Source organism: Micromonospora sp. WMMB482 (genome assembly GCF_019038635.1).
Taxonomy (GTDB): domain Bacteria; phylum Actinomycetota; class Actinomycetes; order Mycobacteriales; family Micromonosporaceae; genus Micromonospora; species Micromonospora marina.
The window spans coordinates 4937957-4961752 of the sequence record NZ_JAHOPD010000020.1; the positions used below are offsets into that span (position 1 = coordinate 4937957).

20 protein-coding genes are annotated in these 23796 nt (G+C 74.3%); 4 read left to right on the forward strand and 16 right to left on the reverse strand.

The window, feature by feature from the left end; genetic code table 11:
- Window positions 1–11: 11 nt before the first annotated feature.
- The 4 genes from KSK32_RS24380 to KSK32_RS24395 form a co-directional block, all read right to left on the reverse strand.
- Window positions 12–1796, reverse strand: a complete 1785-nt coding sequence (locus tag KSK32_RS24380) for an IucA/IucC family siderophore biosynthesis protein (RefSeq protein ID WP_216933291.1) — start codon at window positions 1794–1796, stop codon at window positions 12–14.
- Window positions 1793–2377 (reverse strand): GNAT family N-acetyltransferase, encoded by a 585-nt coding sequence (locus tag KSK32_RS24385; RefSeq protein WP_216936336.1) that lies wholly within the window; start codon window positions 2375–2377, stop codon window positions 1793–1795. The genes KSK32_RS24380 and KSK32_RS24385 overlap by 4 nt, the downstream gene beginning before the upstream one ends.
- A gap of 110 nt (window positions 2378–2487) precedes the next feature.
- Window positions 2488–3774: a lysine N(6)-hydroxylase/L-ornithine N(5)-oxygenase family protein gene (locus KSK32_RS24390; protein WP_216933292.1), complete on the reverse strand. Its 1287-nt coding sequence runs from the start codon at window positions 3772–3774 to the stop codon at window positions 2488–2490.
- Between the two features lie 22 nt (window positions 3775–3796).
- Window positions 3797–5350 carry an aspartate aminotransferase family protein gene (locus tag KSK32_RS24395; RefSeq protein ID WP_254187174.1) on the reverse strand — a complete coding sequence of 518 codons (1554 nt, stop codon included), beginning with the start codon at window positions 5348–5350 and terminating at the stop codon, window positions 3797–3799.
- Window positions 5351–5579: 229 nt separating this feature from the next.
- Between KSK32_RS24395 and KSK32_RS24400 the strand changes: the two genes are divergently transcribed.
- On the forward strand, window positions 5580–7622 hold the full coding sequence (locus KSK32_RS24400) for a penicillin acylase family protein (RefSeq protein WP_216933293.1): 2043 nt from the start codon (window positions 5580–5582) through the stop codon (window positions 7620–7622).
- A gap of 64 nt (window positions 7623–7686) precedes the next feature.
- On the opposite strand, the gene KSK32_RS24405 is transcribed toward KSK32_RS24400, so the two are convergent.
- On the reverse strand, window positions 7687–9909 hold the full coding sequence (locus KSK32_RS24405; RefSeq protein WP_216933294.1) for a hypothetical protein: 2223 nt from the start codon (window positions 9907–9909) through the stop codon (window positions 7687–7689).
- A 186-nt stretch (window positions 9910–10095) separates the two neighbouring features.
- Here KSK32_RS24405 and KSK32_RS24410 point away from each other — a divergent pair, with 186 nt between their 5' ends.
- A complete protein-coding gene (locus tag KSK32_RS24410; protein WP_254187175.1) occupies window positions 10096–10314 on the forward strand; it encodes a hypothetical protein in 219 nt (72 codons plus the stop codon).
- A gap of 128 nt (window positions 10315–10442) precedes the next feature.
- Here KSK32_RS24410 and KSK32_RS24415 read toward each other — a convergent pair whose 3' ends face one another.
- Together KSK32_RS24415 and KSK32_RS24420 are read right to left on the reverse strand one after the other, a co-directional pair.
- The gene (locus KSK32_RS24415; protein WP_216933295.1) at window positions 10443–11408 is read right to left on the reverse strand and encodes an N-acetylmuramoyl-L-alanine amidase; all 966 of its coding nucleotides are present in this window, start codon (window positions 11406–11408) and stop codon (window positions 10443–10445) included.
- The gene (locus KSK32_RS24420) at window positions 11408–11560 is read right to left on the reverse strand and encodes a hypothetical protein (RefSeq protein ID WP_216933296.1); all 153 of its coding nucleotides are present in this window, start codon (window positions 11558–11560) and stop codon (window positions 11408–11410) included. The genes KSK32_RS24415 and KSK32_RS24420 overlap by 1 nt, the downstream gene beginning before the upstream one ends.
- A gap of 207 nt (window positions 11561–11767) precedes the next feature.
- Here KSK32_RS24420 and KSK32_RS24425 point away from each other — a divergent pair, with 207 nt between their 5' ends.
- On the forward strand, window positions 11768–13036 hold the full coding sequence (locus tag KSK32_RS24425) for a glycoside hydrolase domain-containing protein (RefSeq protein ID WP_216933297.1): 1269 nt from the start codon (window positions 11768–11770) through the stop codon (window positions 13034–13036).
- Window positions 13037–13091: 55 nt separating this feature from the next.
- On the opposite strand, the gene KSK32_RS24430 is transcribed toward KSK32_RS24425, so the two are convergent.
- Window positions 13092–13982 carry an SGNH/GDSL hydrolase family protein gene (locus KSK32_RS24430; protein WP_216933298.1) on the reverse strand — a complete coding sequence of 297 codons (891 nt, stop codon included), beginning with the start codon at window positions 13980–13982 and terminating at the stop codon, window positions 13092–13094.
- A 400-nt stretch (window positions 13983–14382) separates the two neighbouring features.
- On the opposite strand from KSK32_RS24430, the gene KSK32_RS24435 reads away from it, so the two are divergent.
- Entirely contained in the window at window positions 14383–15417 is a 1035-nt protein-coding gene (locus KSK32_RS24435) for a hypothetical protein (protein ID WP_216933299.1), read from the forward strand.
- Between the two features lie 55 nt (window positions 15418–15472).
- Here KSK32_RS24435 and KSK32_RS24440 read toward each other — a convergent pair whose 3' ends face one another.
- The 8 genes from KSK32_RS24440 to KSK32_RS24475 form a co-directional block, all read right to left on the reverse strand.
- Complete coding sequence (locus KSK32_RS24440; RefSeq protein WP_216933300.1) at window positions 15473–17308, reverse strand: AfsR/SARP family transcriptional regulator; 1836 nt, start codon at window positions 17306–17308, stop codon at window positions 15473–15475.
- A gap of 104 nt (window positions 17309–17412) precedes the next feature.
- Complete coding sequence (locus KSK32_RS24445; protein ID WP_216933301.1) at window positions 17413–18369, reverse strand: Gfo/Idh/MocA family protein; 957 nt, start codon at window positions 18367–18369, stop codon at window positions 17413–17415.
- Entirely contained in the window at window positions 18353–19216 is an 864-nt protein-coding gene (locus KSK32_RS24450) for an inositol monophosphatase family protein (RefSeq protein ID WP_216933302.1), read from the reverse strand. The genes KSK32_RS24445 and KSK32_RS24450 overlap by 17 nt, the downstream gene beginning before the upstream one ends.
- A complete protein-coding gene (locus tag KSK32_RS24455) occupies window positions 19213–19746 on the reverse strand; it encodes a flavin reductase family protein (protein WP_216933303.1) in 534 nt (177 codons plus the stop codon). The genes KSK32_RS24450 and KSK32_RS24455 overlap by 4 nt, the downstream gene beginning before the upstream one ends.
- Entirely contained in the window at window positions 19746–21236 is a 1491-nt protein-coding gene (locus tag KSK32_RS24460; protein WP_216933304.1) for an amino acid adenylation domain-containing protein, read from the reverse strand. The genes KSK32_RS24455 and KSK32_RS24460 overlap by 1 nt, the downstream gene beginning before the upstream one ends.
- 58 nt (window positions 21237–21294) lie before the next feature.
- A complete protein-coding gene (locus KSK32_RS24465; protein ID WP_216933305.1) occupies window positions 21295–22389 on the reverse strand; it encodes an acyl-CoA dehydrogenase family protein in 1095 nt (364 codons plus the stop codon).
- Window positions 22382–23542: an acyl-CoA dehydrogenase family protein gene (locus KSK32_RS24470; RefSeq protein ID WP_216933306.1), complete on the reverse strand. Its 1161-nt coding sequence runs from the start codon at window positions 23540–23542 to the stop codon at window positions 22382–22384. The genes KSK32_RS24465 and KSK32_RS24470 overlap by 8 nt, the downstream gene beginning before the upstream one ends.
- The gene (locus KSK32_RS24475) at window positions 23539–23793 is read right to left on the reverse strand and encodes a phosphopantetheine-binding protein (protein WP_216933307.1); all 255 of its coding nucleotides are present in this window, start codon (window positions 23791–23793) and stop codon (window positions 23539–23541) included. Before KSK32_RS24475 ends, KSK32_RS24470 begins: the two co-directional genes overlap by 4 nt.
- Between the last annotated feature and the right edge of the window lie 3 nt (window positions 23794–23796).

Consider the following 23796-nt stretch of genomic DNA (forward strand, 5'->3'; position numbering starts at 1 on the left):
CTGTCGTGCCCTCAGTCGCGCGGCGCGTACGGGGCGAGCGGGTTGACCAGGGTGCCGGCGAACTGCAACGCGGCCGACGGGTCGGACAGGTCCACCATCTGCTGGTTGTTGCGCAGCTGGAGCCGGTTGAGGCAGGACAGCGTGAACTCCGGCGCGAACAGGTCGTGCCGGCGCATCCGGTCGGCCAGGTGCGGCACCGTTGCGGCGTAGCCGGTGGCGGATTCGGCCACCGTGCGCCAGAACGCGTCCTGCTCCAGCACGCCCTGGGTGTGCAGGGCGGCGCTCAGGTGCCGCAGGAAGCAGTCGAACACGTCGGTGAAGATGGACAGGATCTTCTCGTCCTCCGGGACGGCGGCCCGGATCCGCCGCACCCGCTCCGGCAGGTCCGCGTCCGGGTCCATCACCACGATCTCCTCGGCGATGTCCTTGAACACGACCCGTTCCACCACGCCGCCGTCGAGCACCAGGATGACGTTCTCGCCGTGCGGCATGAACGCCAGGTCGTGGGCGTACAGGCTGTGCAGCAGCGGTACCAGGTAGGCGTCCAGGTAGCGGCGCAACCAGTCGGCCGGGGCCAGCCCGGACTCGTCGATCAGCGCGGCCGCGAGCGACCGGCCGTCGGAGTCCAGGTGCAGCAGCGAGGCCATGGTGGCCAGTCGGCGCCCGGGTTCCAGTCCGGGCACCGGGCTCTCCCGCCACAGCGCCGCCAGCATCTTCCGGTACGGGGAGTACCTGTCGGTCGCCGCCTCGTACTGCCGGTGCCGGTAACCGATCGCGGCCCGCTCCCGGATGATCGACAGGCCGGTGCGCTTGAGCACCGGGTCGCCCTCGATCAGCCCGGCCAGCCAGTCGTTGATGGCGGGCGTCGCCTCCATGTACGCGGCGGACAGCCCGCGCATGAAGCCCATGTTCAACACCGACAGCGCGGTCTTGACGTAGTGCTTGGCCGGGTCGGTGACGTTGAAGAAGGTGCGGATGGACTGCTGCGCGAGGTACTCGTCCGGCCCTTCGCCGAGGCAGACCAGCCGGCGCCGGGCCACCTCACCGGCGAACGTGACGGCCAGCTTGTTCCACCACTGCCACGGGTGCACCGGGATGAACAGGTAGTCGGCCGGGTCCAGGCCCAGCCCGGTGAGCGTGGCGGTGAACCCGGCCAGCGCCTCCTCGCCCAGCTCGGCCCGGACCAGCGTGTCGTAGTCCAGGTCGTCGGCGCAGGTGAACGTGGTGTGGTCGCGGTGCGCGGCGAGCCAGAGCAGCCGTACCGGCGCGGCGGCCTCCGGGGCGTACGCGTGGTACTCGTGCACGCCGAAGCCGATGCGGCCGTTGTTGGCGACGAAGCAGGGATGCCCCTCGGTCATGCCGGTCTCGATCGCCTGGAAGCCGGCGGCGGCCAGCTCGGCGGCGCTCAGCGCGGGCTTGGCGAGCTTGTACGCGGTCCCGGCGAGGGTGGAGGTGATCTCCTCCAGGTAGACCGGCAGGATCGCGTCGGTGAGGCCGAGCGCACCGCGCAGCTCCACGCAGAGGTCCACGGCGTCGGGCGGCAGCTCCGCGCCCTCGCGGCGGCGCACGATGCTGTCCGCGTCGACCTGCCAGTGGTCCAGCGCCAGCCGCTGCGCGGCGAACCGGTACTCGACGGTGCCGTCGTCGCTGCGGACCAGCCACCGCCCGGGGCCGTCGGCCTCGGGGCTGATCAGGCGCTCGTGGGTGAACTCGGCGAGCGCCTTGCGCACCAGCAGCCGGTTCGCAGTCGCCCACGCCTCGGGGGTCAGATGGTCCACGGACGCGCTGGCGTTCACGCCGGTGCCCCTTCCTCGGTGACGGGCGCGCCGGTGGCGGCCCGGAACTGGTCCCGGGTGCAGACGCTCAGCAGCGCCTCCTTCTCGGGCTTGCGGATCGGGCCGACGACGGTGAACCCGACCGCGGCGTTGAGCGCGTGCACGGCGGTGTTGCGCACGTCCGGCTCCACCACCACCCGGCGGGCCGCCGGGTCGGCGAACAGCCAGGCCATCACGGTGGTGATGACGGCACGGGTGAAGCCGTGCACCGGTGCGTCGGCCGGTGCGCAGAGGAAGTGCATGCCCACGTCGCCGGGCTCCGGGTCGTAGAGACCGGCCAGCTCGACGTGGGCCGGGTCGTACCGCTCGGCCAGGAACGCCGGGGTGCCGCGCCACGATCCCAGGTACGCGTCGTGGTGCGGGTGGTCGGCGATGCGCCGGTACTCGGCGGCGACGGCGGCCACGTCGGCGTCCTGCATCAGCCAGAACGCGGACTTGGGATGGGTGACCCAGCGGTGCAGCAGCGCGGCGTCGGCGCCCGGGTCCAGCGGGCGCAGCGTGAACTCGCCCAACGCGTCGTCGACGCGGGTGAACACGGTCATGCCGGGCTGGCTGGGCATGCGCTCGCGGCCCTCGCTTCGCTCGGTGCGCTCGCTCATGCCGGGCTGGCTGGGCATGCGCTCGCGGCCCTCGCTTCGCTCGGTGCGCTCGCTCATGCCGGCATCCCGGCGGGCGCGCCGAACTCCTGGAACGCGATCGCCTTCTCGATCGGGTAGTGCTCCCGGCCGGTCATCTCCCGGATCAGCCACGAGTTGCGGTACGGGCCCATGCCCAGGTCGGGCGAGGTGATGCTGTGCGTGTGGGTGCCGCCGTTCTGGAGGAACACGCCCCGGCCGGTGTGGTCGATGCTGTAGTTGCGGGCCACGTCGAAGCGGCCGTGCGCGTCGAAGCGGAGCCGGTCGCGCACCGGCGTGAGGAACTCCGGCACCCGGTAGTGGTAGCCGGTGGCCAGCACCAGCCCCGCGGTGTCGAGCGTGAACGCGCGGTCCTGCTCGGTGTGGCGCAGCCCGAGCCGGTAGCGGCCGCCGGCGTACGCCGCCTCGACCAGCTCGGTGTTGGTCAGCAGCCGGGTCGGCGCCGGGCCGTGCAGGCTCTTGGCGTACAGCAGGTCGTAGATGTCGTTGATCAGATCGGCGTTGATGCCCTTGAACAGCGGCTTCTGCGCGGCCTCCAACGCGTAGCGGGTCGGCTCGGGCAGCGCGTGGAAGTAGTCCACGTAGTCCGGCGAGGTCATCTCCAGCGTAAGCTTCGTGTACTCCAGTGGGAAGAACCGGGGCGAGCGGGTCACCCAGGTGAGCTGGTAGCCGTACGTGTCGATGTCGCCGAGCAGGTCGTGGTAGATCTCGGCGGCGCTCTGGCCGCTGCCGACGACGGTGATGCTGTCCTTCGCCCGCAGCGCGTCCCGGTGCTCCAGGTAACGCGAGTTGTGGATCAGGTCACCGCCCAGCCCGGCGCAGGCCGGCGGCAGGTACGGCGGCGTGCCGGTGCCGAGCACGAGGTGCCGGGCCCGGTGCGTGACCGGCCCGTCCGGCGTGTCCGCGTGCACCACGTACCGGTCGTCGGTCTCGTCGTACTCGACGGCGGTGACGTTGTGCCGGAAGCGCAGGTTCGGCAGCTTGGCGGCGGCCCAGCGGCAGTAGTCGTTGTACTCGGCGCGCAGCGGGAAGAAGCTCTCCCGGATGTAGAACGGGTAGAGCCGGCCGGTCTCCTTGAGGTAGCTGAGGAACGAGTACGGCGAGGTGGGGTCCGCGAGGGTGACCAGGTCGGCGATGAAGGGCGTCTGGAGCCGGGTGGATTCGAGCAGCATGCCGGGATGCCAGTCGAAGCTGTCGCGGGCCTCCAGGAACAGGCCGTCGAGGTCGTCGATCGGCGCGGTGAGGCAGGCCAGGCCGAGGTTGTAGGGGCCCAGCCCGACGGCGATGAAGTCGTGGGTCGACATGTTCTCGTTCTCCTCGACGGGGTCAGACCGGGCAGGACAGCTCGGCGGCGGCCGCGGTCCGGGCGTACCAGGCGGCGTGGTCGGCGATGAGGTCCAGCACGTGGGCGATGTCGTCCACCGTGGTCTCGGGGTTGAGCAGGGTGAGCTTGAGGTGGTGGGCGCCGTCGACCTTGGTGCCGGCGACCAGGGCCGCGCCGGAGGCGGCGAGCGCGTCGCGGGCGTGCAGGTTGGCCTCGTCGATCAGGCCGGGGGTGAGACCGGGCGCCCGATACCGGAAGACCACGGTGCTCAGCTGCGACGGCGCGGCCACCTCGAAGCGCGGGTCGGCGTCGAGCCGCCGCCACGCCTGCGCCGCGAGGTCGACGACCTGGTCGAACAGCGCGCCGATCGCGTCCGGTCCCATGATCCGCAGGGTCAGCCAGAGTTTGCACGCGTCGAACCGGCGGGTGGTCTGGATGCTCTTGTCGACCTGGTTCGGGATGCCCTGCTCGACCGCGCGGGCCGGGTTGAGGTAGTCGGCGTGCCAGGTGGCGTGGCGCAGCACCCGGCCGTCGCGGACCAGCAGCGCGCTGGAGCTGACCGGCTGGAAGAACGACTTGTGGTAGTCGACGGTCACCGACGCCGCCCGTTCGATGCCGTCGAGCAGGTGCCGGCGGGTGGGGGAGACCAGCAGTCCGCAGCCGTACGCGGCGTCGACGTGCAGCCAGACGCCCGCGGCGGCGCAGATGTCGGCGATCTCCGGCAACGGGTCGACGGTGCCGAAGTCGGTGGTGCCGGCGGTGGCGACGACGGCCATCACCACCTGACCGTCGCGGTGGCAGCGGTCGATCGCGCGGGCCAGCTCGTCGGTGCGCATCCGGCGGCCGGCGTCGGTGGGCACGGTGAGCACCGCGTCGGCGGCCAGGCCGAGCAGCTTGGCGGCCTTCTGCACACTGAAGTGCCCGGCCGCGGAGGTGAGGATGCGCAGCCGGGAGAGCACCTGGGGCCGGTCCGGCCGGGTGGCGGCGCCACCGACCACCGTGCGGTACGCCTCCTCGCGCGCGAGCAGCATCGCCTGGAGGTTCGACTGGGTGCCGCCGCTGGTGAACACCCCGTCGGCGGTCGGCCCCAGTCCGATGCGCCCGGCCGTCCACTCGATCAGGCGCCGCTCCATCAGCGTCGCGCCGGCGCTCTGGTCCCAGGTGTCCAGCGAGGAGTTGACCGCGCTGAGCACCGCCTCGCCGAGTAGCGCCGGGATGACCACCGGGCAGTTCAGGTGGGCCAGGTAGCGGGGGTGGTGGAAGTAAACCGCGTCACGCAGCCACACGTCGTGCAGTTCGTCCAGGGCGGCGTCGGTGTCGCCCAGCGGCCGGTCGAGGTCGATGGCGTCGATGAGCGGCGCCAGCTCGCCGGGCGTGACGCCGGTGAACGGCCGGTCCGCCTCGCCCACCCGGCGGGCCACCCGGTCGACGCCGCGCGCCAGCACGTCCCGGTACCGTCCGAGCGAGCCGGCGTTGAACAGGTGGCCGCGTGCCGCGGCGGCGGCGCGGCCGGTGTCGGCGGGCGCGGCGCCGGTCGGGCTCCCGATCGAACTCATGCGACTTCCCAGCGGTCGTACGGACAGGATGCGCGGCGACAGCCGCGGCGATCAGGTTAGGTTAGGGTGCCCTAACTATCAAGCACGAACCGGGGTGCCCTGGTCCCACATGTACCGCCGATTGGCGCCCCGCACGCGTCGCGGTAAGGTCGCCCTCGGTTAGGGGAGGTTATCCTAAGTTGACTGTCGAACGGAACCGTTGCCCGGCGCGCCGAGGCGGCGCGGGACGATGACACGCGTCGATCGAGACAGGTGGGGTGTGCCCCGGTTGTGGGCCGCCGACGCCGACGCGCTGGCGCGTCTGCAGGGGCGCGTCGCCGCGCTGGACCGGGCCTGGCAGATCAGCGTCGAACGATGGCGGGCCGAGGGCCGCCTGGCCGCCCACATCGGCCCGGCGGAGCTGGCGTGGGACCGGTTCGCCCGCCGCGTACGGCTGGACGACACCGCCCGGTGCTGCTACGAACGGCTGGACCCGGACACCCGGCGGTGGGTCGAGGCGTACGTCGACGGGGTGAACTCCGGACTCGCCGAGGGCGCCGCCGGCGCGCCGGAGTTCGCCGCCACCGGTACCGGGCCCGAACCGTGGCAGCCCTGGTCGCCGCTCGGCGTCTTCCTCGTCCAGCACGTGCTCTTCTCCACCTTCCCGAACAAGCTCTGGTACGCGCACGTGGCCCGGACGCTCGGCCCCGGCGCGGCCGGGCTGTTCGCGGTCGAGGGACCGGCGTCCTCGGGCAGCAACGCCTGGGCGCTGCCCGCCGACCCGGCCACCGGGCGCGGCCCGGTGATCGCCGGTGACCCGCACCGGCTGCTCGAACTCCCCGGCGTCTACCAGCAGGTCCGGCTGGCCTGCCCGGAGTTCGACGTGGTCGGCCTCGCCTTCCCCGGCGTGCCGGGCGTGCCGCACTTCGGCCACACCGGTCACGTGGCCTGGGCCGTCACCAACGCGATGGCCGACTACCAGGACCTCTACCGCGAACGACTGCGCCGCGACGGCGACCGGGTGCTGGTGCGCGACGCCGACGGCTGGACGCCCGCCGCACGCCACGTCGAGGAGATCGAGGTCCGCGGCGGCGCCCCGGAGACGGTCGAGGTGATCGAGACGCCACGCGGGCCGGTGATCGACCACGACCGGCTCACCGGCGAGGCGATCGCGCTGCGCACCCCGAGCCGGGTCGAGGCCCGCCTCGGCTTCGAGGCGTTGCTGCCGCTGCTGCGCGCGCGGCGTACCGGTGACGTCGCCGACGCGCTGCGTCACTGGGTCGAGCCGGTCAACAGCGTGCTCGCCGCCGACACCGACGGCGGCGTCCGCCGCCTGGTCGCCGGCCTGGTCCCGGTACGCGACGAGCGGTGCCGCCGGGAACCCGTGCCCGCCTGGGAGCCGCGGTACCGGTGGCGGGGCGACTACCTGCCGCTGGTCGACGAGCCGGTCGACGGCGTGGCGGTCTGCGCCAACGACCGGCGCGACGACGTCGCAGCGCACGGTGCCGACTTCGCCCCGCCGCACCGGGCCCGCCGGATCCGGGCACTGCTCGCCGAGGGCGCCGGTCCGTCCACCGTGCACACCGACGACCGGCTCCCGGCCGGCCCGCTGTACCGGCTGCTCGACCGGCTGGACCCGGACCGGCTCGGCGAACCCGCTCGCGCGCTGCTGCTGCGGCTGCGCGGATGGGACCGGGTGATGGCGGCCGGCTCGGCCGAGGCCGGCGCGTACGCGGCCTGGCGGGCGGCGCTGGCCCGGCGGTTGCGCGTACACCCGAGGTTGCGCGCCCTCGACGAGCCGTGCGGATTCGACGAGCTGTTCGCCCCCTGGACCGGCCCGGCGGCCCGGATCGGCCTGGCGCTGGACAACCTGGCGGCCCACCTCGGCGCCGACCTCGTGGAACCGGCCGCCGAGGCGCTGGCCGAGGTGGCCGCCGGTCCGGCGCCCGGCGAGTGGGGCGGCCGGCACCTGCTGCACCCGGTGCACCTCGGCGTCGCGTCGGCGGTCACCGACGCGGTGGCAGCGATGCGGCAGCGGGTGGCGCTGGCCGGTGACACCGACTGCGTGCTGGCTACCTCAAGCGTGCCGGGGGTCTCCGACGCCTGCTGGCGCGGCCCGGTGGCCCGCTACGTCTGGGATCTGACCGACCGGGCGGCCAGCCGCTGGATCGTGCCGTTCGGTGCCTCCGGGCGCCCCGGCGATCCGCACTTCGCCGACCAGCTGGCCCACTGGGCCGCCGGGACGCTGATCCCGGTGCCGGCCGGTCCCCTGCCGGAGGACGAGACCATGTGATCCACCTGGAGCGGATCCCCGGCCTCGGCGAGCCGGCGCTGGAGCCGGTACGCCCCCGCCCGCGTCACGGTCCGGCGCGGAGCCGGCCGGCCAGGTACCGCACCGTCTCGGCGTACGCCGGATCGTCCTCGGACGGAAGGTGACCCTTGATCGGCGGCGGGACGCTGTCCCAGGGCGGGGCGACCAGGCTCTCCGGATCCCGGAGCCGGCGGTCCACTGTCGCCTCCGGGCCCGTGACGCGGGCCGGCTCGCCCGGGCGGTGCGGGGAGAAGATCCATCCGCCCAGCGCGTCGGTGTCCCGCCACAGGTTGCGCCACCGCCACCCGACCCGGCCGCCGATCCCGCGCAGCATGTCGTCGCCGACGTAGGCGGGGAACAGCCGGGCGTAGAGCCGGCGCAGCGGTGAGCTGTAGGTGAGCAGGGCGACCCGCGCGCTGATCTCCGCCGGCAGTTGCAGGACGGTGGCGGCGACGAGCACCGAGCCGTGGCTGTAGCCGGACAGCAGCACCCCGTTGCCGCTGCGGACCAGGTACGTGATGCGCCGGGCCAGCTCCGGCACGGCCCGCTCGGCGTAGCAGGGCGGCGCGAACGGGTGCGCGGACCGGGGCCAGAACGTGGCGAGGTCGAAGAGCACGCCGACGTGGCGGCGGAACCCGGGGCTGCGGTAGGCGAAGATCCCGGCGAGCACCAGGGCCAGCACCGCCGCCGAGATGGCCACCCCACCCACCTCGATGCCGAACATGACCAGCTCGGCCGGGACGTGCGTACGGCGTTCCAGGGCCTCGCCCGGCTCCGGACTGACCAGCGCCATCGCGGTGGTCGCCGCGCCCGCGCCGGCCACGACGGCGAACAGCACCGCCAGCGGCACCAGCAGGTCGGTGAACCGGGCCCGGACGATCATCGTCCGGACCTGCCGCTGCCGGGGCGCCGCCTCGGCCGGCGGCGCCGGGAAGTCGCGCTCGACGATCGCCTGGGCGGCCCGGATCCGGCCGCGCCGGGACACCAGCGCCACCACGGCGGCGGCCACCAGCGTGACCAGCAACGCCCGGAAGAAGCCGTAGATCGCCCAGGTGTACGCCCGGGCCGGGCCCGGGATGTCGTCCGCCGGAAACATGCCCCGGTCCAGCAGGTCGGCGGTGCGCTGGACCAGTTCGGCGGAGTACGCGACGGCGAGCCCACCCGCCGTCGCCGCGACCACGAGCGCGCCGAGCCCGTTCGGCGGCTGGTGGCCGCGTACCCGCGGCCGGTGCCAGATCAGCACGGCGCCCAGGCCGCCGAGCAGGACCGCGTGCGTGACCAGCAGCCAGGTGAGGATCGAGCCGTAGCCGGGCAGGCCCCCGCCGGTACGCCACCGGGCCGGGGCGAACAGCAGGTGCCCGGCCACCGCGACGGTGAGCCCGACCGCCGTGGCACGCAGTGCCCGGGCGGCCCGGTCGCGTCGCGGGTCGGCGGGCGCCCGGTCGACCAGCGGCGGAACGCAGACCAGGACCACGCAGGCGAGCAGGACCGCGCCGGTGACCGCCAGCAGCGCCGCCACGGTGGGCGGGACGCCCTGCGCGGCCCGGGCGGCGAGGAGACAGCCGTCGAGGGTGGCGAAGGCCGCCGCGATGTGGATCGAGCGCAGCCGGCCCATCAACGGCTCGGTGTCCCACTGGCCGACAGTGCTCAGCGGCGGCTCGGCGGACGCCCGCTCCGGCGCCCGGAACGCGGTGAACGAGCGACCCGGACGCCGGGCGCCCCACCAGACCAGGCTCACCGCGGCGGCCGGCACCAGCGCCAGCAGCACGAGCCGCAGCCCCACCGGCCGCCCGCCCATCCAGGACAGCCACTCGCGGTCGGCGATGCAGGCCGGGACGGACAGGCATTGCCAGGCCACCAGGTCGAGCGCCACCCCGGCGCCGGCGAGCACGTACAGCGCGGTCAGGCTCAACCCGAGCACCCGGCACAGCGCCCGCACCACCGCGCCGCCGACCGCGTCCCCCGGCCGCATCCAGACGGCCACGTTGATCAGCATGAAGGGCATCAGGAACAGCAGCGACAGGGTACGCAGCGCGGTGCCCGACGGCAGGTCGTTCCACTGGTACGCCTCCAGCGTCACGGCGCTCGCCCCGTGCTCGTCGGCGTGCCCGGGGCGGGGACGGTAGAAGCCGGCGCTGCGGTCTCCGGCGACCTGCCGGACCAGCGGCCGGCCCAGCACCTCGGCGGCGCCGCCCGCCGAGACGCCGTGCACCCGCAGCTCCACCACCTCGCCCGGCGGGGTCTGTGCTCGCCCTGGTCCAGCCGTCATCGACCCTCCGCGACGTCCCGGCCGCCCACGCCGCCTGCACGGCCCGCCCCTCGGGTGGCGCAGCCGCCTACCCCGCCGGGCCGGGGGCAAACACCCGCGGGCCGGGCGGGCGGCCCGTTCGGAGCCGTGCCGCCCGGGGTAACCGCCGGCGGACGTCGGAGGAGGAGAGCCCGCACAGCCGGCCACGTGGGCTGGACCGAGTACCGGCTGCCGCCGGTCGACGTCCGCCGGTGGGTGAACTCCGTGCCGCTGACGCCGCAGGACCTGCGCGGGCGGGTGGTCCTGGTCGAGGCCGCCACGCCCGCGCCCGCCCTGCCGCCGGTCACCCCGGAGGTGACCGCGTTCGTGACCGACCCGCAGCCCACGTACGCCGGGATCACCCCGGTCTTCACGTTCGGTCCCTGACCCGACCCGAGAGGACAATCCGTGGCCGTCAGGACCATGACGCCGGGCCGCCTTCCGGTCGCTGCGCCGACCGTCGGCGGACGCGGCCGGGCGGGGGTGCCCGCCCGGCCGCGTCCGGCCGTCCGGTGTCAGACCTCGGTCAGCCGGACCGCGTCGGCGATGACCAGGCCGGCGGCGGAGGTCCACCGGCTGACCGCGACGCGGTTGGCGTCCCCGGCCGGGAGCGTGAACGTGCCGAGCGAGCGCCACTGCCCGCCGGTCGCCCGCTGGTCGACCACGACCGTCCGGTTGCCGGTGGTCGTGGCGACGATGTACGGCGTGGCCGCGTTGTAGCCCGCGTTCGCCGGCCACCACGCCTCGACCCGGTAGTTGCCGGTGCGGGGGACGTTGAACTTGTACCAGGCCGCGTCGCTCGCGGCGACCGGGTTCGCGTAGCGGTAGTCGGCGCCGTAGCGCTGCCCGGAGTACGTCGAGGTGCCCCAGTTGGCGCTGGCGGTGAACCGGCCCGCCGTGGCGTTGTCCACGATCGAGGTCCAGCCGGTGCCGCCGCCGGCCATCTTGGCGGCCACGTCGGCACGCATCGTGTTCAGGTCGATGAAGGACGGGTCGATCTTGCCGGTGGTGCTGGTCTCCCGGTGCCCGCGGGCGTAGCTGGAGTCCCGGCCGAGCCGCTTGAGCACGGCGGCGGTGGCCGCGATGCTGGCGTTGTACTGGGCGGAGGTCATCTGCTGGTTGACGCCGTTGTAGTCGATCTCCCACCCGATCATCAGGGTGTTCCCGTCGCCCGCCGGGATGGGGCCGCTGCCGCCGCTGGTGCCGGCGTGGTTGCACCGCCCGGCGGAGATCACGTGGAACACGCCGTTGTAGTCCACGAGCGCCTGGCAGAGCGGGCCGGGCAGGTCGGAGCGGCCGTTGATGCAGATGTTCAGTGCCGGGTGCGGGTTGGAGGCGCTGGAGGTGGCCGCGGTGTGGTGCCAGAGCACACCGATCGGGTCGAACGAGCCGGGGCGCATCCGGTTGAGCCAGTCGCCCTCGACCACGACCTGCACGCCGGCGCCGCGCAGCACGTCCACCAGCCAGGGAATGGTGGCCATCACTGCTCCCCGAGCAGGTCGGCGAGGCACTCGGCCTTCGGCGCCGCGTGCGCCGTACCGGGACGGACGGCCACGGCGAGGGCGGCGGCCACCAGGGCGGGTACGCCGAGCAGACCTCGGCGTCGCAGACGGGGGGATCGTGACGTGGTCATGGCGCTCCTCGGGTGTCGGCGCTTCACCGATCGACGGATGTGAGTGCGGGCACGTTATACCGACGCCGGCCGCTTTGTCGATACCCTTCAATGATCGTTCCCGTCGTGAAAACTTTCGCCATCCGCATCTGTCGTCGTCCGTCGATGCGTGGTAGAAATCCTGCCCAAGTCTCGCCGTCGAGCGAGGAATCCCTCAGGAGGGCGCCGATGAGAGCGATCACCACGGCCCTGACGCTTCTCGGCGTGGTCGCGGCCACGGCCGTCCCGGTGCCGGCTTCGGCCGTACCGGCCCGGTCCGCGACACCGGCCACCGCCGAGCCGCAGTCCGCCGCCGTCGCCGCGATCGGACCCCAGCCCGGTACCTTCACCGGCAAGGGCTTCGACACCTGCACCGCGCCGTCCCAGGCCGCGATGGACGCCTGGCTGGCCGCGTCGCCGTACCGCGCGGTCGGCGTCTACATCAGCGGCGGCAGCCGGACGTGCGCCCAGCCGAACCTGACCGCGACCTGGGTCGCCAACCAGACCCGCAAGGGCTGGCGGCTGATCCCCATCGAGCTGGGCTACCAGGCGCCCTGCGGCACCCGTACGCCGAAGATGTCCGCCGATCCGGCCACCGCCCGCGGACAGGGGAGGACCGCGGCGGACAGCGCGGTCGCGGCGGCGCAGGCGCTCGGCATCGGTGCCGGCAGTACGCTCTACAACGACATCGAGCAGTACCCGTCGACCGCCGCCTGCCGCGCCGCGGTGCTCTCCTTCCTCTCCGGCTGGGTCGAGCGCCTGCACACCCGCGGCTACCTCGCCGGCATGTACTCCAGCGGCTCGTCCGGCATCACTGACGTCTGCGACGCCTACCACGACACCCGGTACCTGCGACTGGACCAGATCTGGATCGCCTGGTGGAACGGCGTCGCGGACACCGACGGGGGCACGTACTGCGCCGACGACCGCTACGCCGACCAGCAGCGCCTGCACCAGTACGCCGGGGACGTCACCGAGACGTGGGGCGGCGTGACCATGAAGATCGACCGCAACTACCTGGACGTGCGGGCCGACGCGCCACCCGCGTCCTGGAGCGTCACCGTCGACAACGCCACAGCGGGCGGGTTCACCGCCGGCGCGGCCTGGGGCACCTCCGCGTACTCCGGGCAACGCCACGGCGCCGACTACCGCTTCGCCGCGCCGGTGGCGGCCAGTGACGTGGCCTGGTTCCGGGCGACACTGCCCGCGACCGGCGCCTACGAGGTCTCGGTGTGGTACCCGGCGGACCCCGGCTACAACGACCGCACCCCGTACCTGGTGGCCACCACGACCGGCAACCGGTCGGTGGCGGTCAACCAGCGCACCGGCGGTGGCCGCTGGGTCTCCCTCGGCGTGTTCACACTCGCCGGCGGAACCGGGGACAAGGTCGGGGTGAGCCGCTGGAGCGCCGGCGCCGGCTACGTGGTCGCCGACGCGGTCCGCTTCACCCGGGTCTGACCTGCCGGGCCGCGAGCCGGCTCCGCCTCGGCGGGGCCGGCTCACGGCGTCCGGCTCAGTTCAGGTGCGCCAGCAGGGCGGTGGCCATGCCCTGCTCCCCGCGGGCGTTGGGGTGGAACGGCGCGGCGGCGTTCTGCGGCACCAGGCCCTCCACCCAGCGGGTGCCGCTGCTCTTGCACGCGTCCCGCCCGATCGACGGGGTGTAGACGTCGGCGTAGCTCGCGCCGCCCGCCGCCGCGGTGTCGGCCAGCATCGTGTTGAGCGCCTTCTGGACGCCACGCAGGTACGGCACGTCCTGGTAGGCGATCGGCACCACCGGCCAGCAGCCGTACCCGCTGTCGGGCAGGATCGCCGGGTACCCGAGCACCACCACGCGTGCGTTCGGCGCGGCCTGGCGGACCGCCTGCAGCACGGCTGTCACCTTCGGCGCGGTCGCGGCGATCCGGGCCCGCAACTGGTCGGTGCCGCCCGCGGTGAACCGGTTCTTGCAGGGCGAGCCGAACGGGCTGCTCACGCTCGCCTCGGCGCAGTCGCTGATGATGCCGGAGAAACCGATGTCGTTGCCGCCGATCTGGACGGTCACCAGCGCGGTGGTCGACGTGACGGCGTTGACCTGCGGCGGCAGCGCGATGCCCAGCACGCCGTCGCCGCCGTACAGGATGTCCTCGGTGGTGGCTCCGGAGCAGCTCACGTCGGCGAACGACGAGGAACCGGCGGACGCGGCGACCAGGGACGGGTAGTTGCGGTTGGAGCGCAGGCAGTTCAGGTCGACCTGGGTGGGCACGAGCGGGGCGGAGGTGTAGGAGTCGCCGAGCGCGACGTAGCGCCCGGCGGGTGCGGCGGCGACGGCGGGTGCGGCGACGGCGAGCAGCATGCCGGCGGCGGCCGCGACGAGCGCGGTCATCCGGCCGGCGGTCCGCAGGAGCGGCAGGCGGGGACGGTTCATGGGGCTCTCCCGGAGGGGTCCTGGTGGTGGTGCTGGGATTCTGTCCGCGCCCGAGACATGCGTCAATATCGACAACCCTCATCAAATGGAGGTCCACGATGTGGTCCGCCGCCGCCCACCCGAGCGGCCGGAGGTGTCGCGTACATCACACTTTCCGGCGTCGCCGGTGTCGGGTAAGGGCCGCTCGCCGGGCGGCCGATCCATTGCGCCCCAACGGTCCCCGGGCCCGTCGCGCCTGATGGGAGGCCGGATGCCCGATCCGGGCACGTACGCACCGGAGTGACCCCGGCACGGCAGGTGAACAACGTATCGAATGTCGGCGATCGTTAATTTGCAGGCGTCATTACGCTGCGGGGTGGTTGATCGCCGGAACCACGGACGACAGGTGGAAGAACCTCAGATGAGTGACAATCACCCTCCCTACGGAGGCTATCCGGACCCGAACGCCGGAGCGTGGGGCAACCAGCCCGACCCGAACGCCCCGTACGGCGCCCAGCCGGCCTCCGGCGCGCCGTACGGTGCGCAGCCCGGGTCGGGTGCGCCGTACGGTGCGCAGCCCGGGTCGGGTGCGCCGTACGGTGCGCAGCCCGCGTCGGGTGCGCCCTACGGTGCGCAGCCCGGGTCGGGTGCGCCCTACGGTGCGCAGCCCGCGGCGCCGTTCCCCGGCCAGCCGGGCTACCCGGGCTCGGCGCCGTACGCGCCCACCCCGCCTCCGAGCGGCGGCAAGAGCAAGGGGCTCATCGTCGGTCTCGCCGCCGGCGCGGTCACGCTGACGCTGCTGTGCTGCGGCGGCGGGCTCGCCTACGTCGCCTTCAACGGCGACGAGGAGGACCCGGCGCCGGTGGCCTCGGGCAGTGCCACCCCCGGGCCGGACGGCAGCCCGTCCGCGACCCCCAGCGCGGGCGGTCCGGAGTCGAGCGGTCCGGACGGGCCGTCCAACAACAACTCGCTGACGGCGCGTTACGCCAGCGAGATGTCGGCGGTCTGCGACGGGGGCGCGATCCTCAACGCCGCGCCGTACACCGCGCCGGCGGGCTCGAAGGCGTACGTCTTCTCCAACTCCCCGGACCGGCCGTCGTTCTGGTCGCAGAAGACGGTCAGCTCGGCCAAGCCGTACTACGCGAAGTCGGCTGACTTCGCCACGGTGTCGGTCATCGGCTGCCTCAAGATGGTCGAGGGCAGCGAGGGCGCGCCGAAGAAGTGCCAGTACAAGAACAGCGAGGACAAGGTCGTCACGGTCGACTACATCTCCTCGCGGTACAGCCTGACCTTCCACGCCGCCAAGACCGGCGAGAAGGTCGGCGACGGCGGCACGGTGACCGCGCCCGCGGCCCGGTGCCCGAGCTTCATCTCCTACAACAAGGTGACGATGAAGTCCTACGCGTCCCCGGACAGCGGCACCATCGAGGCCGCGCTGGACCGCTTCCTCAAGTAGCGACACCCGGATCGCGGCGTGCGGGTCGACCGGCCCGCACGCCGCGATCGGCGGTTCAGGCCGCCGGCAGCGGCCGGCCGTGCGCGTCCACGCACTCGCGGGCGAACAGCCGCAGCAGTTCCGGCAGGTGGAAACGCTCGCCCGGATCGCCGGAGTCGACCGGCACCAGCAGGTTGTGCTGGACCAGGTGCTCCACCATCCGGTTGGCCTCCTGCCGGGGCAGGCGCAGGATCTCCACCGCGCTGGACGAGGTGATGGACGAGCCGGCGCGGGCCAGCGCGTGCAGCGCCCGGCGGGCGTCCACGTCCAGCGCCTGGTAACTGACCGAGATGCTGCCGCGCACCGAGATGTCCCCGACGGACAACTCGGACAGCCGGTTCTCCTCGTCCTCCAGATGCGCGGCGAAGCCGGGAAGGGCGACATCGGGCTGGGTGACGATCCGGCTGCCGACGATCCGCAGGGCCAGCGGCAACTGGTCGCAGGCTGCCGCGATACGGCCGAACACCTCCGGCTGCTCCCGTACCCGGCGCTCGCCCGCGATCGTGGCCAGCAACTCCACCGCCTCGGCCCGGTCGAGCGCGCCGAGCGTCAACCGCCAGCCGACGTCCAGGTCCAGCAGGCGCTGCCGGCTGTTGATCAGCACCAGGCTGCGCCCCGCCCCGGGCAGTAGCGGGCGCACCTGCTGCGCGCAGTCGACGTCGTCGATGATGAGCAGCAGCCGCCGGCCGGCGAGCGCGCACCGCAGCACGGCCGAGCGTTCCCGGATGTCCTCGGACACGTCGGTCAGCGGCACGCCCAGCTCGACCAGCAGCTCCCGGATCAGCTCCCCGCTGCCGCGCGGCGGCTCGTCGCCGCGGTCGAAGCTGACGAAGAGCTGACCGTCCGGAAAGAGGTCGGCAAGGTCGTATCCGCTGCTCACCGAGAACGAGGACTTGCCGACGCCCGGCGCGCCGGAGACGAGCACGACCCCGGCGTGTTCGTCGGCGCCGTCCGGGTCGGCGATCCCCTCGGCGATGACGCGCAGCTGACCGGCCGTGGTGTCCCGGCCGACCAGGGACGGCGGCTTCATCGGCAGGGCCTGCGGGCTCGGCGGCGACCCGGCGCCGACGACGGCCGGCCAGCCGGACGGTTGACGGACCTCGGCGGAGTCCGCGTCCAGCGCGGTCTGGAGCGCGCCCTGGAGGGTGGGCCCGGGGTCCACGCCCAGCTCGTCGACGATGCCGCGCCGGGCCTGCTGGTACACGGCCAGCGCCTCGGCCACGCGCCCCTCCAGCGTCAGCGCGGTCACCAGTTGCGCCTGCCGGCGCTCGTCCAGCGGCTCCTCGGCCACCATCCGGCGCAGCGACGGGATGACCCGGGCCGGCTGGCCCAGCCGAAGGCGCAGGTCGATCAGCTCGGACGTCATCTCCCGGTGCTGCTCCCGCAGCGCCGTGACGGTCGCGCCCAGGTCGGTGCCCAGATCCGTCAGATCCTCCAGCGGGTGCCCGCCCCACAGCTCGACCGCGCGGTCGAACAGGTCGGCGGCAGCCTCCGGCCGGTCCCCGCGCGCGGCCCGGCGGGCCTCGTCGGCGAGCCGCCGGAACCGCAGCAGGTCCAGCTCGTCCTCGTCGACCCGCAGGTGGTAGCCGGTGCCGTCGTGGACCAACCGGTCGGCCGAGTCGCCGCCGCGGTCCAGCGTCTGCCGCAGCCGGTGCACGTACGTGCGCAGGTTACGGACCGCCGACGCGGGCGGCGACTCCGGCCAGAGCCCGTCGACCAGCCGGGACGTGGCGACCGTACGCCCCGGGCTCAGCAGCAGCACGGCGAGCAGGAGGCGGGGCTTGGTGCCGGTCAGTGTGACGGGACGGTCGTCGGCGTACAGGGTCAGCGGACCGAGAACATTGAACTGCATGGATGTCTTCCCCCGCTCCGGTGCACCGTCCACAGTGCGGTGTGTAGGGGTGGATTTCCCACCTTCGGCCCGGGGAATGCATCGCTCCCAGATGGTGCAAGTAATCACCGATCGGTGTGTACTTCGTGACCCGGAGTCAGTGCCGCCGTCGCGCGCTGCGCCGCGTCGAGCACCGCCACGGCGTCCGCCACCCCGGCGCCCGCCGACCGGCCGGCGCGGACCAGCCCGGCGAAGTCCTCCGCCTGGCGGGCCAGGGCCGCGTACATGGTGGCGTCCCCGTGCGCCGGGTCGAGGAAGGTCAGCCGCTCGTGGTCCCGGGTGCCGAAGACCTCCACCGTCGCCATGTCGCCGCCCCGGTGGTGCCGGCCGAGCGAGACCAGCGCGGTGCCGCCGCCGGACAGGCCGAGCAACGCCTGTGCGCTGTCCACGTCCCGGCCGCGTACCGCCGGGTCGGTGACCGGCCCGGCCGGCTGCACCGCGACCCGGTCGATCTCCTGCCCGGTCAGCCACCGGATCTGGTCGAACTCGTGGACGCCCATGTCCACGAAGATCCCGCCGCTTCCGGTACGGAACGCCGCCGCCGGCGGCTCACCGTCCCACTGCGCCGCGGCCACGAACAGCACCTCGCCCAGCTCGCCGGCGGCGATCCGCTCGCGCAGCCGGCGCAGCTGCGGGACGAACCGGCGCCAGTAGGCGACCTGGAACCCGATCCCGGCGGCTGCGGCCACCCGCCCCGTCTCCGCCGCCTCGGCCGGGCCCAGCCCGGCCGGCTTCTCGCACAGCACCGGCAGCCCCGCCTTGGCGGCGGCCGCGACCAGCGCGCCGTGCCGCCCGGTGGGCGCGGTCACCAGAAGACCGTCCGGCGCGGCGTCCGCGAGCAGGTCCTCCACGCTCGGGTACGCCGGCAGCCCGGCCGCGGCGACCTCCTCCCGTGTGGCCGGAACCGGGTCGACCACGTACCGGATCCGGACCGCCGGGTGGTCGGACAGGGCCCGCAGGTGGTGGTGGCCCATCCGGCCCGCGCCCACCAGTGCCAGCCGGAACTCATCGCTGCCGGTCATCGCCGGTTCCCCTCTCCTCGTCGGCGCCGCCCGTGCCGGCGGTGCCGTCGCTGCCGTCGTCGCCCAGCCAGCCGGCCAGCGCGGCCACCACGGCCGGCGCCCCGGTGGCGAAGACCTCGAACCCGTCGTGGCGCCACCGGCGGCTCACACCGCCGGCGGCCTCGACCAGCGCGGCGCCGGCCGCGATGTCCCACGGCGCGGGGTCGAAGCTGACGAACGCGTCCAGTTCCCCGCGGGCCACCGCTGCCAGGTCGCAGACGGTGGAGCCGGTGTTGCGCAGATCGGCGACGCGAGGCGCGACACCGACGAGCGCCTGGTACGCCCGCCGTCGCGGATCGGGCGCGTTGGGCACCGCGAACGCCACCAGGGCGTGCCCCGGCACGGCCTCGCGGTTGACCGCGACCGGGGCGTCGCCGTCGAGCGCGCCGCCGTCGTCGAGCACCAGGCAGGCGCCCGTGGCCGGTTGCAGGACGGTGGCCGCGACCACCTGTCCGTCGCCCACGTCGCAGCCGGTCGCCACCGCGATGCTGACCGCGTAGCGGCTCGCCCCGTGGCTGAAGTTCAGCGTGCCGTCGAGCGGGTCGACGATCCAGCGCAGGCCGGAGCAGCCGGCGCTGGCCCCGGACTCCTCGGCCAGGACGGCGTCCTGCGGCCGGTCGCGGGCGAGCAGGTCGAGGATGGCCCGCTCGCTGGCGTGGTCGGCCGTGGTCACCGGGTCCTGGGCTGCGCCGCCCTTGTGTTCGGTCTGCAGGCCCCGGCCCCGCGCCTCGTGGATCGCGTCCGCCCCGGCCCGCGCCGCGCGCAGGCTCAGGTGGCGCAGGTCGCCGGGAGCGGCGCCGATGCTCATCGCGCCACCTGCGCTTCCCGCGGCCCGGCGACCCGCGCGTAGTCGCCGTCCACGAACAACAGTGGCGGGGTCGGCCGGAGCAGGCCCGCGGAGCGGACCGCGCCCATCAGCACCGCGTGGTCGCCGGCCGGATCCGCGGAGACCGCCTCGCAGCCGAAGTACGCCACCCCGTCGGTCAGGCGCGGGCAGCCGGTCGCCCGCTCGTCGTCGTAGGCCACGCCCGCGAAGCCGTCGGCGCCCCCCGGACGGCCCCGGCTGGCGAACCAGGCAGCCTCCTCGCGCTGGTCGTCGCCGAGCACAGTCACCGCGAAGCGGCCGGTACGCCGCACCGCGCCGAGCAGCCGGCAGTCCCGCCGGAGGCAGACCAGCAGCATCCGTGGCGACAGCGACACGGTGGTGAAGGAGTTGACAGTCATCCCCACCGGGCCGTCGGGTCCGACGGCGGTCGCCACCGCCACTCCGGTGGCGAAGCGCCCGGCCACCGAACGGAACGCCCGTTCCTGCTCCTGTCCGTTCCCTGTGCTGGTCATCAGCGTGCTCCTCTCGTCGCGCCGCCGACCAGGTCGGCGGTCCGCCGCCGGTCGGTCTTGCCGTTGGCGTTCGTGGGCAGGGCGGCCACATGGTGGATCCGGGCCGGCACCATGTAGGCGGGCAGGCGGTCCGCGCACCGGCGGGTCAGCTCGCCGGTGATCCCGTCGGCGCCGGTGTAGACCGCCCGCAGGGAGACGTCGTCGCCCGCGCCGAACGCCAGCACCACCGCGTCCTGCACCCCCGGATGGCCGCGCAGGACCATCTCGATCTCACCCAGCTCGATCCGGTAGCCGCGCAGCTTGACCTGGTCGTCCAGGCGCCCGTGGTGCACGAGCGTGCCGTGCTCGCGGCGGACCCGGTCACCGGTGCGGTAGTACCGGCGCCCGGCGTGGGTGACGAACCGGCCCTCGTCGTCGGCCGGGTCGAGGTAGCCGTCGAACCGCTGCGGCCCGTGCACGCACAGCTCACCGTCGTCACCACCGACGGTGCCGTCCTCGGCGCGCAGGATCGCGTCGAGCCGGGGGTGCGCGTCGCCGATCGGCACGGTGCCGTTCGAGGTCACCGGCCAGGTGGCCGGATCCGCCGGCAGCCGGTGACCGGTGCAGGTCACGGTCAGCTCGGTGGGACCGTAGAGGTTCTCCACCACGCTGCCCGGCGCCGCCGCGGCCCACGCCCGCGCCTGCTCCAGCGTCAGCGCCTCACCGGCGAAGAGGCTGTGCCGCAGGCCGGGCATGGCGCCGGGGGAGAGCATCCGCATCCGGCGGGCCAGCGAGACCACCGAGGGCACCGAGAACCAGTGCGTGATCCGCCGCTCGTTGACGAACCGCACCGGCGTCAGCACCTCGTCCGGCTGCGGCACCACGAGCGTGGCGCCGCCGCCCCAGGCGACGAACATGTCGAACACGGACGGGTCGAAGGTCAGGTCGAAGGTCTGCGACAACCGGTCGCCCGGGCCGACCGGGTAGCGGTCCCGGCAGTGCGTGAGGAACGCGTACACGTTGTGGTGCCGGATCGGCACGCCCTTGGGCCGCCCGGTCGAGCCGGACGTGAACAGCAGGTACGCCACGTCGTCCGGCGCCACCGGGACGGCCGGCGGCGGGACGGCCGGCGCGCCGTCGAGGCGTACCGTCACGGCGTCGCCCGCGACCTGCGCCGCCGTCGCGGCGCCGGCGTCGTCGACCACCAGCGCGTCCACGCCCGCGTCCCGGCACAGCCGGGCGGTGCGGGCCGGCGGGAACGCCGGGTTGAGCGGCACCACCACCGCTCCGGCGCGCAGCGCGGCCAGATAACCGGCGTACGCGGGCAGGCTGCGGGCGGCCAGCAGGCCGACCGCGCGGGGGCGCCGGCCCACCTCGGCGTGGATCCGCCCGGCGAGGCCGTCGGCGAGGTCGCGCAGCCGGCGGTAGGTCACCGGCTCCCCGCCGACCTCCAGCGCGACCGCTTCGGGCACGTGTGCCACGGTCCGCTCGAACCAGGAGTAGAGACTCACGGCGTTGCTCCCTTCACTGTGCTGTCGTCGATCGGTCTTCCGGCGCGCGCCACCGCGCTCAGGGCCGCGCGCCCACCAGGTCGTCGGCGTGGTCGGCGATGCCGGCGAGCATCGCGCCGGTGGCGCCGCCGGCGATGCCGAACATGGCCGCCTCGGTGCGCAGCTGCGCCTCCCCGCCGTCGCGGAACGCGTCCGCGCCGCGCAGGCGCACCGCCTCGGCGGCGACCCGGTCGACGGTCTCGGCGGCGCTGACCTTGAGCAGCATTCCGGTGACCGCGGACGGGACGGCGTCCGGCGCGTCCAGCAGCGGCGCGCACAACGCGTCGAGCTGATGGGTGGCGACCAGGCACCGGGCGTACCGCTCGCGGACCGCCGGGCGGTCCCACAGCGTGCCCGCCCCGGCCGGTCGCCGCCGCAGCCAGTCGCGCAGGCCCGCCAGCATCCGGTGGCACATCGCCCGGGCCCACAGCGCCCCGGCTACCCGTTCGACGCCGACCTGCCGGGCGAACCCGGCCAGCGCCCGGCCGGGGCGGCCCAGCACGGCGTCCGGGCCCGGCGCCACGCCGGCGAAGCGCAGGTGACCCACGCCCGACCCGGCGAAGGCCCGGCCGGCGGACCCGACCGTCACGCCCGGCGCGTCGGCCGGCACCAGCACCCAGCAGAAGCTGGTGAAGTGGCGTGCCTCGCGATGCCGGGCCAGCACCAGCGCCGCGTCGCAGCTCGTCGCGTTGGTGATCCAGTCCTTGCCGCCGTCGAGGACGGCGCCGTCGTCGCCCAACTTCACCCGGGTCGCGGCGTCGAGCAGGTCCGAGCCCGACCCGGCGGCGTCGGTGACGGCCAGCGCCACCACCGTCTCGCCGCGCAGCATCAGGCGCCGCGTGGCCTCCGCCGGCCCGGTCGCGCCGGCCAGCAGCGGCAGCACGGTGGCGACCTGGACGCAGACCGACAGCGTCACGCCCAGCGGGCACCGGGCGTCCAGTTCGGTGAGCAGCACCGACAACCGCCGGGGGTCCGGCTGGACGCCGTCCGGGTAGAGCGCCTCGACGATCCCGGCGGCGCCCAGCGCGCGCCACACGACACCGGGGTCGGTGGCGTCCACCCCGGACAGCGCGGCGCCCACCGCGTGGTCCCCGGCCGGCGTGGACTCAGACAAGACGCACCGCCGGGTCGCGCAGCGACAGCGCCCCGTTGGCCAGGCGCAGCCGGTCGTTGGCGTAGTTCAGCGAGGCCGAGCGCAGATCCCGGAACGTGCGCTCCAGCGTCAGCGGCGAGTCGGTCAGGTAGCCGTGGCGCAGGCCGGTCAGCTCGACCAGCTCGTCGGCGGCGGCGAAGGACTCCTCGGCCGCGCGGATCTTCAGCGTGTTGAGCAGCAGTTGCACCGGCGCCGCCGACATGTCCGGCGCGTCGGAGACCACCGAGACGGTGTGCCGCAGCAGCGCGTGCGCCGCGTCCAGCCGGGTGCGGATGCCGGCCAGCCGCAGCAGCACCAGCTCGGAGGAGGGGGCGAACTGCCGCCGTCCCGCCTCGCTGCGGGCGTGCCGCAGCACCCGGGCGTACGCGCCGGCCGCCGCCCCGATCCAGGCCGCCGCCCAGCCGACGTGCGCCAGCGGCGCGAAGACCCGGGTGGCGATCTCCCGGAACCCGCCGTGCTCGCCGACCACCTGCCACTGCGGCACCGCGCCGCGCAGCCGCATCGGCACGCTGTGCGTGGCCCGCATGCCCAGCGGGCGCCACCCGCCGGTCACCTCGATCTCCACCTGGTCCCGGTCGGCGTAGACCAGGTCCACCTGGGCGGCCGAGTCGGCCCCCGGAGCGCGGGTGGTGATCAGGAAGGCGTCCGCGTACGGGCCGCCGGTGACGATCGGCGCCTGCCTGTCGATCAGCAGCATCTCGCCGTCGTGCTTCAGCGCCGACTCGGCGGTCATCAGGTGACCGCCCTTGCCGGCCTCGGTGGTGACCGAGCCGAGATACCGCTCACCCCGGGCCACCGCCGGCAGCACCTCGGCGCGCAGCTTCTCCCCGCCGTACGCGGTGATCGCCGCGACCTGCTGGCAGTGCATGGCGAAGACCATCGCCACCGACATGTCCACCCGGCCCAGCGTCAGCGTGACGTCGACCAGGTCCGGCAGCGTACCGCCGGCGCCGCCCTCGGCGGCCGGGACCAGCAGCCCCAGCAACCCGGTACGGCGCATGGCGGCCAGCGCCTCGGTCGGGAAGGCCGCGTCCTCGTCGGCCTGTCGGGCGTGCTCCGCCGCCACGCCGGCGACGGTCTCGACGGCCGGGGCGTACCCGGCGGCCGCGGTCATCGGGAACCACCGCCGACCGGGGCGCGCAGCTCCTCGACCACGCCCCACAGCCCGCCGGCCGTGGCGAAGGTCGAGTCGACCAGCTTGTCGTCCGGCACGGCGACGCCGAACGTGTCCTCGATGGCGAACAGCAGCTCGATCTCGCGCATGGAGTCCAGGCCGAGGTCGCGCAGGCGGGACTCCTCGTTGATCTCGTCCGGGCCGGCGAACTTGAGGAACGGGCGGAGTAACTCGGTGAATTCGGCGTTCATGAC